This window comes from Solibacillus ferritrahens (assembly GCF_037027585.1).
In the GTDB taxonomy this organism is placed as follows: Bacteria; Bacillota; Bacilli; order Bacillales_A; family Planococcaceae; genus Solibacillus; species Solibacillus ferritrahens.
The window spans coordinates 150,956-164,056 of record NZ_JAXCLE010000004.1; the positions used below are offsets into that span (position 1 = coordinate 150,956).

General features: G+C 38.4%; 14 protein-coding genes. All 14 read left to right on the forward strand.

Annotation, left to right across the window (positions count from 1 at the left end; all coding sequences use genetic code 11):
• Positions 1-317: 317 nt before the first annotated feature.
• Positions 318-947, forward strand: coding sequence for a uracil phosphoribosyltransferase (gene upp, locus SNE38_RS06035; RefSeq protein ID WP_191700803.1), 630 nt, complete (start codon positions 318-320; stop codon positions 945-947).
• Positions 948-1,066: 119 nt separating this feature from the next.
• Complete coding sequence (wecB, locus tag SNE38_RS06040) at positions 1,067-2,221, forward strand: non-hydrolyzing UDP-N-acetylglucosamine 2-epimerase (RefSeq protein ID WP_191703208.1); 1,155 nt, start codon at positions 1,067-1,069, stop codon at positions 2,219-2,221.
• Positions 2,222-2,833: 612 nt separating this feature from the next.
• Positions 2,834-3,205 carry an ATP synthase subunit I gene (locus SNE38_RS06045; protein ID WP_191703207.1) on the forward strand — a complete coding sequence of 124 codons (372 nt, stop codon included), beginning with the start codon at positions 2,834-2,836 and terminating at the stop codon, positions 3,203-3,205.
• 30 nt (positions 3,206-3,235) lie between these two features.
• Positions 3,236-3,961, forward strand: a complete 726-nt coding sequence (gene atpB / locus SNE38_RS06050) for a F0F1 ATP synthase subunit A (RefSeq protein WP_191703206.1) — start codon at positions 3,236-3,238, stop codon at positions 3,959-3,961.
• A gap of 79 nt (positions 3,962-4,040) precedes the next feature.
• Positions 4,041-4,265, forward strand: a complete 225-nt coding sequence (atpE, locus tag SNE38_RS06055; protein ID WP_191703205.1) for a F0F1 ATP synthase subunit C — start codon at positions 4,041-4,043, stop codon at positions 4,263-4,265.
• A gap of 168 nt (positions 4,266-4,433) precedes the next feature.
• The gene (atpF, locus tag SNE38_RS06060) at positions 4,434-4,955 is read left to right on the forward strand and encodes a F0F1 ATP synthase subunit B (RefSeq protein WP_191703204.1); all 522 of its coding nucleotides are present in this window, start codon (positions 4,434-4,436) and stop codon (positions 4,953-4,955) included.
• Positions 4,952-5,488, forward strand: a complete 537-nt coding sequence (locus SNE38_RS06065) for a F0F1 ATP synthase subunit delta (RefSeq protein ID WP_336046105.1) — start codon at positions 4,952-4,954, stop codon at positions 5,486-5,488. Before atpF ends, SNE38_RS06065 begins: the two co-directional genes overlap by 4 nt.
• 29 nt (positions 5,489-5,517) lie before the next feature.
• Positions 5,518-7,026: a F0F1 ATP synthase subunit alpha gene (atpA, locus tag SNE38_RS06070; RefSeq protein WP_191703202.1), complete on the forward strand. Its 1,509-nt coding sequence runs from the start codon at positions 5,518-5,520 to the stop codon at positions 7,024-7,026.
• A 103-nt stretch (positions 7,027-7,129) separates the two neighbouring features.
• Positions 7,130-7,987 carry an ATP synthase F1 subunit gamma gene (atpG, locus tag SNE38_RS06075; RefSeq protein ID WP_336046106.1) on the forward strand — a complete coding sequence of 286 codons (858 nt, stop codon included), beginning with the start codon at positions 7,130-7,132 and terminating at the stop codon, positions 7,985-7,987.
• A gap of 48 nt (positions 7,988-8,035) precedes the next feature.
• Entirely contained in the window at positions 8,036-9,451 is a 1,416-nt protein-coding gene (gene atpD, locus SNE38_RS06080; RefSeq protein ID WP_336046107.1) for a F0F1 ATP synthase subunit beta, read from the forward strand.
• 23 nt (positions 9,452-9,474) lie between these two features.
• A complete protein-coding gene (locus tag SNE38_RS06085; protein ID WP_336046108.1) occupies positions 9,475-9,882 on the forward strand; it encodes a F0F1 ATP synthase subunit epsilon in 408 nt (135 codons plus the stop codon).
• 142 nt (positions 9,883-10,024) lie between these two features.
• Positions 10,025-10,267: a DUF1146 family protein gene (locus tag SNE38_RS06090; protein WP_191703198.1), complete on the forward strand. Its 243-nt coding sequence runs from the start codon at positions 10,025-10,027 to the stop codon at positions 10,265-10,267.
• Between the two features lie 366 nt (positions 10,268-10,633).
• Positions 10,634-11,935 carry a UDP-N-acetylglucosamine 1-carboxyvinyltransferase gene (murA, locus tag SNE38_RS06095; RefSeq protein ID WP_336046109.1) on the forward strand — a complete coding sequence of 434 codons (1,302 nt, stop codon included), beginning with the start codon at positions 10,634-10,636 and terminating at the stop codon, positions 11,933-11,935.
• 330 nt (positions 11,936-12,265) lie between these two features.
• Complete coding sequence (gene spoIID, locus SNE38_RS06100) at positions 12,266-13,075, forward strand: stage II sporulation protein D (protein WP_336046110.1); 810 nt, start codon at positions 12,266-12,268, stop codon at positions 13,073-13,075.
• Positions 13,076-13,101: the final 26 nt, after the last annotated feature.

Genomic DNA, 13,101 nt, shown 5'->3' on the forward strand with positions numbered 1-13,101 from the left:
TTTTTTAATATATTTCAATTGCAATACCTGAAATTTTCCATTAAATATTGAATAAAAACTGTGAACAAAAAGCAATTTGTAGATTTTCATATTGCGAATTGAAGGTTGACAAAAGTTTTTCATAAAAAAAGAGAGCAAAATGAAAAAATGGACATATACTAGCTATTTTAGTGATGAATATGTCCTTTTTTATTATTGCGAAATATAAACCTTACCTTGTAAAATAAGACGTTTTTCAAAACATTACTGTGAGAGTTTTCGTTAACTTTTTTTTCTGTTATACTAACTTAGATAAACAACAGTTAGGAGATGTCAATGTGAGTAAAGTATACGTATTTGACCACCCATTAATTCAGCATAAGTTAACTTATATTCGAGATAAAGATACTGGGACAAAAGAATTCCGCGAGCTAGTGGATGAAGTCGCAACATTGATGGCTTTTGAAATTACACGTGATTTACCATTGGAAGAAATTGAAGTGGAAACACCTGTTACGAAAGCAAAGGCAAAAGTACTGTCAGGTAAGAAAATTGCGATTGTTCCAATTTTACGTGCAGGCATCGGAATGGTAGATGGAGTATTAAAGCTAATTCCTGCTGCAAAAGTAGGGCATATTGGTCTTTACCGTGACCCGGAAACTTTAAAGCCGGTAGAATATTATGCAAAACTTCCAGCTGATGTTGAAGAGCGTGACTTTATTATTGTCGACCCAATGTTAGCAACGGGTGGTTCAGCTGTTGAAGCAATCAACTCACTGAAAAAGCGTGGCGCTAAAAGCATTAAATTCATGTGCTTAATTGCTGCTCCAGAAGGTGTGGAAGAAATTCAAAAATTACACCCGGATGTAGATATTTACATTGCATCTTTAGATGAAAAACTAGATGATCACGGCTATATCGTACCAGGTTTAGGGGATGCCGGGGATCGCTTATTCGGTACAAAATAATGAAAACATCAAACGCCCGTGCATAAGTAACGGGCGTTTTATCTTGAATCGGCAGTGTTTGAAACACATGCTGAATCAAAGCAATAATTAATATTCTAGATTAGATAAGGAGTAGAATGATGAAGAAAAAGTATAAAGTTATGACGATTTTTGGGACACGTCCAGAAGCAATTAAAATGGCACCACTTGTGTTGGAGCTAGAAAAGCATTCAGAGGAAATTGAATCAATCGTAACTGTGACAGCGCAACATCGTCAAATGCTTGATCAAGTATTGGAAACGTTCAATATTACACCAAATTATGATTTAAATATAATGAAGGATCGCCAAACATTGGTCGATGTAGCAACAAATGCATTACTCGGTCTTGACCGTGTAATGAAAGAGGCAAAACCTGATATTGTTTTAGTTCATGGAGATACTGCGACAACATTTGTAGGGAGCTTAGCTGCTTTTTATAACCAGATTGCAATTGGCCATGTAGAAGCAGGTTTACGAACAGGTCAAAAATACTCGCCTTATCCAGAAGAGATGAATCGACAGTTAACGGGAGTAATGGCAGATTTGCATTTTGCTCCAACAGAACAATCGAGAGCAAACCTACTAATGGAAAATAAGCTTGATGAGTCAATTTTTGTGACAGGTAATACAGCGATAGATGCACTGAAAACAACTGTAAGTGATCATTATACTCACCCAGTAATCGAAAAGATTGGCACAGACCGAATGATTTTACTGACTGCACATCGTCGCGAAAACTTAGGTAAGCCAATGCGTAATATGTTCCGTGCTATTATGCGTCTATTAAATGAGCATCAGGATATTCAAGTAGTATATCCAGTGCATATGAACCCTGCAGTTCGAGAGGTTGCAAATGAAATTTTAGGTGACAACCCAAGAGTTCATTTAATCGAGCCATTGGAAGTGTTTGATTTCCATAACTTTGCAGCCCGTTCATATATGATTTTAACAGATTCAGGTGGTGTGCAGGAAGAAGCGCCATCGTTAGGAAAACCAGTACTCGTTTTACGCGATACGACTGAACGTCCTGAAGGGATTGCAGCGGGCACATTAAAGCTTGCAGGTACAGATGAGGAAGTAATTTATAAAATGGCTAAAGAGCTACTAACAAATAGTAATGCATACGAAGCTATGGCTCATGCTTCGAACCCATATGGAGATGGATTTGCATCTGCTCGTATTGTGGAAGCGTTGTTGAAGTTCGCACAAAAGCAACTATTGGAAGATATTATTAAAAATGCTGAAACGAGATAAATACTCCCTAGCGCAAAATTATTGACCTTTAATAGGGAAAAATAGGGGATAATACTTATTTTCCATTTGTCAATAGCAAAATTCGCTATTTTTGCTAAAAAAAAAATTCTATGATACTTCACTTTTAGTAAGAATGGAAAAAATGCATGAGATAGCGAATTTTAGCTTTAGTGAAAAAAAGTAGAGAATAATTATGAACATTAATGCACAAATTTGTCAACAATTTGACAAGGAATTTAACTGTGTGAAGTTTTTCACCATTACTAATTGACATCAAAAACCCCCTATTGTATGCTTACAAAGGGTAAGAATGATAAGGGTTTCGTTTAGTCTAAAGACGTTGAAACACTTGTTATATCAAGTTTCTACTAGATTGACGGTTGAAACGAAATTCGTCAATTTGCAACGTTTTGCGTCTGGATTAAGTCCGTGAAGATTAAGAGACATTTAGAAGTATGAAATGAATGTTTACTATGTGATTTGTCTATAGTAAAAATTATTTAGTACTTGTAACGGCCTCTAATTTTGTAGTGCATTCACTACGATTTAAATTCATTTAATGGTCGATGAACACTTTCTTTACTCGAAAAAGTTTCAGGAGATTAATTGCCAATGCTAAATTTGCATCACATTTTTGCAATGCAGAAGAAAGCGTTCTTTTTTTTGCTTGTTGTTTGTGCGTTAGGCTGGGGATTTTCACCATATGATTCTGTGTTTGCTGGTATAGCCCTGGGTGCGTTCTTTGGTACGTATAACTTTTGGATATTAGTTCGACGTATGGAAAAATTTGACCGTTCCATTAGTGAAGGGACAAAAGTAGCATCTATCGGCACAGCGCTTCGCTTTGGATCAGGTGTTGCCGCAGTCGCAATCGCAATATCGTTGCCACAATATTTTCACTTAATAAGCACGGTCATTGGGCTGATGATTCCGTACATCTTTTTAGTAGTAGAAAGACTTGTACATCACAAAAAAAGCCACTAAGGTGCATTTGAAAGAGAGGTGAATGCAAAAATGGATCATACAGCTCCAGAGCTACACTTGGATTTAGGCTTTATGACGCTTACTTTCAACTTATCTACAGTGTTAACTCTTCTAGTAACGGCAGCCATCGTATTTTTAATCGCGTTTGTTTCTACAAGAAGACTCGCTTTAAAACCGACTGGTATGCAAAACTTCATGGAATGGATTATGGATTTCGTGAAAAATATTATTAAGAGTAACATGGACTGGAAAACAGGCGGTCGCTTCCACATTCTAGGTATTACATTAATTATGTTTATTGCCGTAGCCAACTTACTTGGTTTACCAATGGGTGGTATTGCATATGGTAGTGATTTATGGTGGAAATCACCAACAGCTGACCCAGTCGTAACAATGACATTAGCTTCGTTGATTTTAGTATTAACTCAGTACTACGGTGTGAAAATGCAAGGTACAGGTGGTTATACTAAAACATTCTTCCAGCCATTGTCATTCTTGTTCCCGTTAAAAGTTATCGAGGAGTTCGCAAATACGCTAACTCTTGGTCTACGTCTTTACGGTAACATTTATGCCGGTGAAATCCTACTAGGTTTACTAGGTCGATTAGCTGGCGCAACTTTATTAGGCTTTGTTGGTGCAATCGTACCAATGATGGCATGGCTAGGATTCTCGATTTTCATCGGATTTATCCAAGCTTTCATTTTCGTTATGTTAACAATGGTTTATATGGCTCACAAAGTGAGTGCAGACCATTAATTATAAATTTCCGCATTCAAATGTAGTGTGGCGATTTGAAAAAAAAAAAAACAACACAATCCAAGGAGGATATATTATTATGACAGGTTCAATAGGTTTATTAGCAGCAGCAATCGCAATCGGTTTAGCAGCACTAGGTGCAGGTATTGGTAACGGTCTTATCGTTTCAAAAACAGTAGAAGGTATCGCTCGTCAACCAGAAGCACGTGGCGTTCTACAAACTACAATGTTCATCGGGGTTGCATTAGTAGAAGCATTACCGATCATCGCAGTAGTAATCGCATTCATCGTAATGAACCAATAGTCTTCAATAAGATTATTAAATCCAGTGGCGAAGTAGAATTCTTTTGAAACCCTTCGCCATTAGTTTTGTATAAAGAAGGATTACCCTTTTTTTACAAATATTAAAACGAACAAAAAGTAATACAAAATATAGATTTCTATTCAAGCTCTTGAAGGGAGTGAAACAATCGTGTTTTTAGATTATCTTGTACTAGGTGCAGGTGCTACTGGCATTAACTTAGGAGACGCTATCGCAACATTAGTGATTTTCTTAGGATTAATGGCACTTCTTAAAAAGTTCGCTTGGGGTCCTTTAATGGGTATTATGCGCGAACGTGAAGAGTTAGTTGCAAACGGTATCGACGCGGCTGAAAAAGCCAAAAAAGAAACACAAGCACTATTAGAAGAACAAAAGAGCCTTCTTAAAGAAGCTCGTACGGAAGCACAATCGATTATTGAAGGTGCTAAAAAGCAAGGCGAAGCAACACGCGAAGAAATCGTTGTCGCTGCTCGTGCTGAAGCGAACCGTTTAAAAGAATCTGCTGTTCGTGATATCGAAGCAGAGAAAGAAAAAGCAATCGCTGCTGTACGTGAAGAAGTCGTTTCATTATCAGTACTTGCTGCGTCTAAAGTTCTTGGGAAAGAAATTTCTGAAGCAGACAATAGCGCATTAATTAAAGAAACGATTGCGAAGGCAGGCGAAGCGAAATGAGTCAATCGACTGTAGCAAATCGCTATGCTCAAGCAATTTTTGAATTAGCAATTAAGCAAAACGTTCTTACTGAAGTAAGTGCAGATTTTCAGGAGCTTACAAAAGTATTATCTTCAAACGAAGAGTTTATGGCTTTATTAACTGCTCCAAAAATCTCTACTAATCGTAAGAAAGAGCTTATTGCACAAGTTTTAACTGGTGCACAGCCAATCGTAATTAATATGATTCAATTCTTAATCGAAAAGAAACGTTTAAACGAATTATCGGCTGTAGCAGAACAGTACCAAGCATTGGCAGCTGCTGCTCAAGGCTCTGCAGATGCAAAAGTTTACTCTACGCGTGAGTTAACGGCTGGGGAGCGCGCAGAAATTTCTGCTGCTTTCAGTAAGTTAGTCGGCAAAGAGCAACTAAACATTACAAACATTATCGATGCGTCATTAATTGGTGGCGTACGCGTTCAAATCGGCAACTATATTTTCGACAGCACTGTAGCATCTAAGCTAGAGGACTTAAAACGAGTATTAGTTGGCTAAATCTTAAGAAATGTGAGAGGTGAACATACATGGGCATCAAAGCTGAAGAAATCAGCAGTCTGATTAAACAGCAGATTGAAGGTTATCAATCGGAATTAAAAGTAAGCGAAGTAGGTACAGTTATCACTGTTGGTGACGGTATCGCTCGTGCTCATGGCCTCGACAACGCCATGGCTGGAGAGCTTTTAGAGTTCTCAAACGGTGTTATGGGTATGGCACAAAACCTAGAAGAAGGTAACGTTGGTATCGTAATTTTAGGAGACTACCTAGGCATCAAAGAAGGCGATGAGGTTCGTCGTACAGGTCGTATTATGGAAGTACCAGTTGGTGAAGCGCTAATTGGTCGTGTTGTAAACCCACTTGGTATGCCAGTGGATGGATTAGGTCCAATCAACACAACAAAATCTCGTCCAATCGAAAGTCCTGCTTTCGGTGTAATGGCACGTAAATCAGTACATGAGCCATTACAAACAGGTATTAAAGCGATTGACGCTTTAGTTCCAATCGGCCGTGGTCAACGTGAGTTAATCATCGGTGACCGTCAAGTTGGTAAAACATCTGTAGCAATCGATACAATTTTAAACCAACAAGGTGAAGATATGATTTGTATCTACGTAGCAATCGGTCAAAAAGAATCAACTGTACGTAACGTAGTTGAAACTTTCCGTAAGCACGGTGCATTAGATTACACAATTGTTGTAACAGCTTCTGCATCACAACCAGCTCCATTATTATACCTTGCTCCATTTGCAGGTATTTCTATGGCAGAAGAATTCATGTTAGATGGTAAACACGTATTAATCGTGTATGATGACTTAACTAAACAAGCATCAGCATACCGTGAACTTTCACTTCTTCTACGCCGTCCTCCAGGTCGTGAAGCTTACCCTGGTGACGTATTCTACTTACACAGCCGTCTACTTGAGCGTGCTGCGAAGTTAAACGAAACTTACAAAAATGGTTCGATTACAGCGCTTCCATTCGTAGAAACGCAAGCGGGCGATATCTCTGCATATATCCCAACAAACGTAATCTCAATTACAGATGGTCAAATCTTCTTACAATCTGACTTATTCAACTCAGGTGTACGTCCTGCGATCAACGCTGGTTTATCAGTATCACGTGTAGGTGGTTCTGCACAAATCAAAGCGATGAAAAAAGTAGCAGGTACATTACGTCTTGACTTAGCAGCGTTCCGTGAGTTAGAGTCATTCGCTCAGTTCGGATCTAACTTAGACCCGATTACGCTTGGTAAATTAGAGCGTGGTAAACGTACAGTTGAAGTGTTAAAACAAGACTTAAACAAACCACTTAAAGTTGAAAAACAAGTTGCGATCCTTTATGCATTAACTAAAGGTCACTTAGATGATATTCCAGTACAAGACATCGTGCGTTTTGAAAACGAATTCTTAAGCTGGTTAGATACAAACCACACAAACGTTTTAGATCATGTTCGTACAACTAAAGAACTTGCTCCAGACGCAGAGTATGTTGAAGCAATTAACGCATTCAAAAAGACTTTCTCTAAATCTGAGTAAGTAAGAATTGAACGGTTTTTCACGCGTATTTATACAGCGTGAAAAACTGGACAACTCTTTTTTAATAAGAGCTTGATAAAAATCAAAAGGTGGTGAAATACCAGTGGTAAACTTACGCGAAATTAAAGGTCGTATTAACTCTACAAAGTCTACGAAACAAATTACTAAAGCGATGCAGATGGTTTCTTCTTCAAAGTTACGTCGTGCAGAGCAAAATGCTAAGGCTTACGTTCCATACATGGAAAAAATTCAAGAGGTAGTTGGCGCAATCGCAGCAGGTACTAAAGACAGTGGACATCCAATGTTAATGTCTCGTCCTGTTAAGAAAACAGCTTACTTAGTTATCGGTTCTGATAGCGGGTTAGCAGGTGCTTACAACTCAAGCATTTTACGTGAGGTTCAAAACACTATTATTAAACGTCACAAGTCTAAAGATGAGTACGTAATCTTAGCAGTAGGTCGTGTTGTTCGTGATTACTTTGTAAAGCGTGGACACAATGTTATTGCAGATGTTATTGGTCTTCCAGATCAACCATCATTTGCTGATATTAAAGAAATCGCTCGTAATGCTGTTGGTATGTTCATTGACGGTACGTATGATGAACTTTATATGTACTACAACCACTTCGTATCTGCTATTCAAAACGAAGTGACTGTGAAAAAAGTTCTTCCTTTAACTGATATTGCACCTTCATCAAACGATGCTTCTTATGAATTTGAGCCATCAGGTGAAGCCATTTTAGAAGTATTACTTCCACAATATGCGGAAAGCTTAATTTATGGCGCTATATTAGACGGAAAAGCGAGTGAACATTCAGCACGTATGACAGCCATGAAAAACGCTACAGACAATGCAAATGATCTTATTGCAGACCTTTCTCTACAATATAACCGTGCACGTCAAGCGGCGATTACACAAGAAATTACAGAAATCGTTGGTGGAGCAGCTGCCTTAGAATAGGCGCATTCACCAACGTCGTATAAGAATACGATAGGAGGGTACAAAGTAATGAACAAAGGACACGTTCTTCAAGTAATGGGTCCAGTAGTAGACGTAAAGTTTGCTAATGGTCAATTACCAGATATTTATAACGCATTAACAGTTACAATTGAACGTCCTAACGAAGCACCGACTACTCTTGCATTAGAAGTAGCGCTTCACTTAGGTGACGATTCTGTTCGTACAATTGCCATGTCATCTACTGATGGTTTACAACGTGGAGCAGAAGTAACAAACTCAGGAGCACCAATCTCAGTACCAGTTGGTGATGCTACATTAGGTCGCGTATTTAACGTACTTGGTGAAGTTATCGATTTAGGTGAAGAGATTCCTGCTGACGTTCGTCGTGATTCAATTCACCGCGAAGCTCCAACATTCGATGAATTATCAACTACTGTAGAGATCCTTGAAACAGGTATCAAAGTAGTAGACTTATTAGCACCATATATTAAAGGTGGTAAGATCGGTCTATTCGGTGGTGCCGGTGTAGGTAAAACAGTATTAATCCAAGAATTAATCAACAACATCGCACAAGAGCACGCAGGTATTTCTGTATTCGCAGGTGTAGGTGAGCGTACTCGTGAGGGTAACGACTTATTCTTCGAAATGACAGATTCAGGCGTAATCAAACAAACAGCGATGGTATTCGGTCAAATGAATGAGCCACCTGGAGCACGTATGCGCGTAGCTTTAACTGGTTTAACAATGGCTGAATTCTTCCGTGATGAGCAAGGTGCAGACGTACTTTTATTCATCGACAACATTTTCCGTTTCACACAAGCAGGTTCTGAAGTTTCTGCCCTATTAGGTCGTATGCCTTCAGCAGTAGGTTACCAACCAACACTTGCTACAGAAATGGGTAAATTACAAGAGCGTATCACATCTACTACAAAAGGTTCTGTAACTTCTATCCAAGCGATTTACGTACCAGCCGATGACTATACTGACCCGGCTCCGGCTACAACATTCGCCCACTTAGATGCAACAACTAACCTTGAGCGTAAATTATCTGAGATGGGTATCTATCCAGCGGTAGACCCACTAGCTTCGACTTCTCGTGCATTATCACCAGAAATCGTTGGACCAGAACACTATGCAATCGCAACTGGTGTTCAACGTACAATCCAACGTTACCGTGAGCTACAAGATATCATTGCTATCTTAGGTATGGATGAGTTATCTGATGAAGATAAACAAACTGTAGAACGTGCTCGTCGTATCCAGTTCTTCTTATCTCAAAACTTCCACGTAGCGGAGCAATTCACTGGTCAAAAAGGTTCTTACGTACCGGTTAAAGAAACTGTTCGTTCATTCAAGGAAATCCTTGAGGGCAAATGGGATCACTTACCAGAAGATGCTTTCCGTTTAGTTGGTTCTATTGATGAAGTAGTAGCGAAAGCTAAAGAAATGGGCGTACAAGTTTAATTAGCTGACGAGGAGGAAAAAATATGAAGACAGTTACAGTCAATATTGTCACTCCCGACGGCTCAGTATACGATTCAGAGGTTACGATGGTAATCGCTAAAACGACTTCAGGTGAAATCGGTGTCTTAGCTGGCCATATCCCTATGGTTGCTCCACTTGCGATTGGTGCAGTGAAGCTTAAAAAAGCAGATGGCACGACAGAAGTTGCAGCGGTTAGCGGTGGTTTCATTGAAGTTCGTCCTGAGAAAATTTCGATTTTGGCTCCTTCTGCTGAAGTTGCTGCTTCTATCGATATTGCACGTGCTAAAGAAGCTTTAGCGCGTGCTGAAGGTCGCCTTCAAAAGAAACAAGATGACATCGATTTCAAACGTGCGGAACTATCTTTAAATCGCGCGATGAATCGTATCAACGTTCATGAGGGTAACATCTAAATTTGATGACGTGCGGGCAGAGGTCTCTCTGCCCGCTTTTTTTGGATGTAACATATTTTCAAGTAACAAAAATCTGAAAGCACGATTCGCCATAATACTACGTGCGAAATCTATTCTCGTTTTTTAAAAGGAGTGGAGAAAAATGGATTTATTTGTTGAAGCTGGTCAACAGGCAATCATTAATGTTTTAGCATATATTATATTTATAGGAATGGCTCTTTATGCATTACAAGGCTTACGTATTGAACAATTGTTTAAAAAAGGGAAAACGTTTCAAATCCAGCTCTTTTATATATTTATGAGTATTGCAATCGGCTCGGCTGTAGCAGACTTCTTTTTAAATTTTCTAAGTTGGTCTAAAACAATCCCTTATATTTTCGGTTAAAAAGGGAGATGAGCATTTTATTTCTTGCAGGGAGCAATAACCGTTTGTTTTTCACTCCAAGAAATAAAATTTCCTAGGAAATATTGACGTTTGTATAGCTACTTGTTTTGGGTAGTTAATAGAAGATGCTACTTAAGTTGTGAAAATTTGTCTATTCACATTAAATAGTTGCGCTGCGTATTATAATTTAATAGCCTTTTCAGAAAAATTAGCTTAAAATAGTATTTTGGGTGCTTGAAATAAAGTGCCAATAAATGTAGTATGATTTTTGTGTGTAAAATTGAAGTCAAATGAAGTTTAAAATAATTATTATTAAATTGAACTTATCCATTTATTATATGAGAATTGAATTCGGAGGGACGAATTGTGGAGAGAATTATTGTTACTGGGGGTCAGACTCTAAAAGGAACAGTACGCGTTGAGGGTGCAAAAAATGCTGTATTGCCAATTTTAGCTGCTTCTCTATTAGCTTCTAAAAATAAAAATATGATTAAAGACGTACCGAACCTAGCTGATGTAGGAACGATTGGTGAAGTCTTAAAAAGTTTAAATGCTATTGTAGAGTTTAATGTTGAGAAAAATGAAATGATTATAGATGCATCTATGAAGCTATCAAGTGAAGCACAATTTGAGTTTGTTAGTAAAATGCGTGCATCGATTTTAGTGATGGGGTCGCTATTGGCGCGTAATGGCTATGCACGTGTTGCATTACCAGGTGGATGTGCTATCGGATCTCGTCCTATTGAACTTCATTTAAAAGGCTTTGAGGCAATGGGCGCAGAAATCTCCTTTGGACATGGTTATGTGGAAGCAAAGGTAAAAGATGAATTAAAAGGCGCAGAAATCTATTTAGATTTCCCAAGTGTAGGCGCTACAGAAAATATTATGACTGCAGCAGCACTTGCAAAAGGTACTACGGTTATAGAAAATGCTGCAAAAGAACCTGAGATAGTAGATTTAGCAAACTTTATTAACGCGATGGGTGGTCGTGTTATCGGTGCTGGAACAGATACAATCCGCATCGAGGGTGTGAAAGAACTTAAAGGTTGCGAGCATTATATTATTCCAGATCGTATTGAAGCAGGTACATTTATGGTAGCAGCAGCAATTACACGCGGCGATGTATTTATTGAAAATGCAGTACCTGAGCATATGACGGCATTAATCGCAAAAATGCGTGAAATGGGCGTTGAAGTTGTTGAGGAAGATGAAGGCGTACGTGTACGTTCAAATGACCCCTTAAAAGCAGTGGATATTAAAACTATGCCACATCCAGGATTCCCTACCGATATGCAATCGCAAATGATGGCCTTAATGTTAACAGCGAACGGAACAAGCATCATTACAGAAACAGTTTTTGAAAACCGTTTCATGCATGTTGAAGAATTCCGTCGAATGAATGCAGACGCAAAGATCGAAGGGCGCTCTGTTTTTATTGAAGGTGGGAAAAATCTGCAAGGAGCTGAAGTTTCAGCTACAGATTTACGCGCAGCAGCAGCACTTATTTTAACTGGCTTAGTATCGGAAGGTGTAACACGTGTTACAAAATTACACCATTTAGACCGAGGTTATGTAGATTTCCACAAAAAATTGGCTTCTCTAGGTGCTCAAATCGAGCGCATTGATACAGAAGAAGAAATCTTACAGGAAACAAGTGTACCAGTTTAAATTATAAATAGTTTGGCATTTCGAGGGCTTATAAAGTTTTCGAAATGCTTTTTAATTTTCAGGAGATTTTTAAAATGATAGAGAATTTTTATAGAAATAAATAAAACTACCTAGTCAGTAGAGTATATGTCTCGAAAAATAGATAATGACAATAAAAAGTAGAATGTAAATATCTCATTTTCTCTTAAATAATCCAACTCATATTCCTCCAACCATCTCATATACTGTCTCATGAAAAAAATTATAATTTATTCCATCATCTGTGTTTTGTTATTTTTAATACCCCTTACTTTTAAGACTAAAAATCCCAGCACTACTTCAACAAAACCATTGCCTCAAACAGAGTCTTGTCCAATACTCATTACTGCGAACAATGAAACAATTCCAGTTGAAGACTATCTGATCGGTGTCCTAGCAGGAGAGATGCCGGCAAGCTTCCATCTAGAAGCATTGAAGGCTCAGGCTATTGCTGCACGCACATACGTATTGAAACAAACAGACTATGGTGCAAAACCAATACTTACAACGACCGCACACCAAGTATACAATGATCAAAATTTACGTGAACAAAAATGGCAAACTACCTTCGCAGAAAATGAACAGAAGCTTACAGAAGCGGTTCGACAAACAGCGAATCAAATCCTCACTTACAATGATGAACTAATTACTGCAATGTTTCATGCTTCGTCCTATCAACAAACAGAATCCGCTAAAAATTATAGTGGCAACTCCATACCTTATTTGACATCTACTACTTCACCTGAAAAACTTGATGCCGAGAAAACGCATTACACCTACGAGGAACTAAATAAAAAACTTCAACAAAAATTTTCGAAGGCCCAATTTCAAAACGCTAAAATTCAGCGCAATGACTCTCAACGTATTGAGCAAATCAAAATCGGCAAAAAAACATGGTCAGGACGAGAATTTCGAACACTTTTAAATTTGAAATCCAGTAATTTTACTTGGTCAGCAACAGCGAATGGTATTACACTAACGACCTATGGATACGGGCACGGGGTAGGCATGAGCCAGTATGGAGCTAATGCGATGGCTCATAATGGAAGTGCAGCAAAACAAATACTCGCCCATTATTATCCAAACACTACACTAGAAACTATAAAATATTGTAAAAAATGATGTTTAACTTTTAAAACTCCTGTCTA

What these genes read in the sequence shown, in the direction of transcription:
- SNE38_RS06065 (WP_336046105.1), top strand. Translation starts at nt 4,952, where the DNA reads ATGAGTCAATCGACTGTAGCAAATCGCTATGCTCAAGCAATTTTTGAA.
- wecB (WP_191703208.1), top strand. Translation starts at nt 1,067, where the DNA reads ATGAAGAAAAAGTATAAAGTTATGACGATTTTTGGGACACGTCCAGAA.
- atpB (WP_191703206.1), top strand. Translation starts at nt 3,236, where the DNA reads ATGGATCATACAGCTCCAGAGCTACACTTGGATTTAGGCTTTATGACG.
- atpA (WP_191703202.1), top strand. Translation starts at nt 5,518, where the DNA reads ATGGGCATCAAAGCTGAAGAAATCAGCAGTCTGATTAAACAGCAGATT.
- SNE38_RS06090 (WP_191703198.1), top strand. Translation starts at nt 10,025, where the DNA reads ATGGATTTATTTGTTGAAGCTGGTCAACAGGCAATCATTAATGTTTTA.
- atpD (WP_336046107.1), top strand. Translation starts at nt 8,036, where the DNA reads ATGAACAAAGGACACGTTCTTCAAGTAATGGGTCCAGTAGTAGACGTA.
- SNE38_RS06085 (WP_336046108.1), top strand. Translation starts at nt 9,475, where the DNA reads ATGAAGACAGTTACAGTCAATATTGTCACTCCCGACGGCTCAGTATAC.
- atpE (WP_191703205.1), top strand. Translation starts at nt 4,041, where the DNA reads ATGACAGGTTCAATAGGTTTATTAGCAGCAGCAATCGCAATCGGTTTA.
- SNE38_RS06045 (WP_191703207.1), top strand. Translation starts at nt 2,834, where the DNA reads ATGCTAAATTTGCATCACATTTTTGCAATGCAGAAGAAAGCGTTCTTT.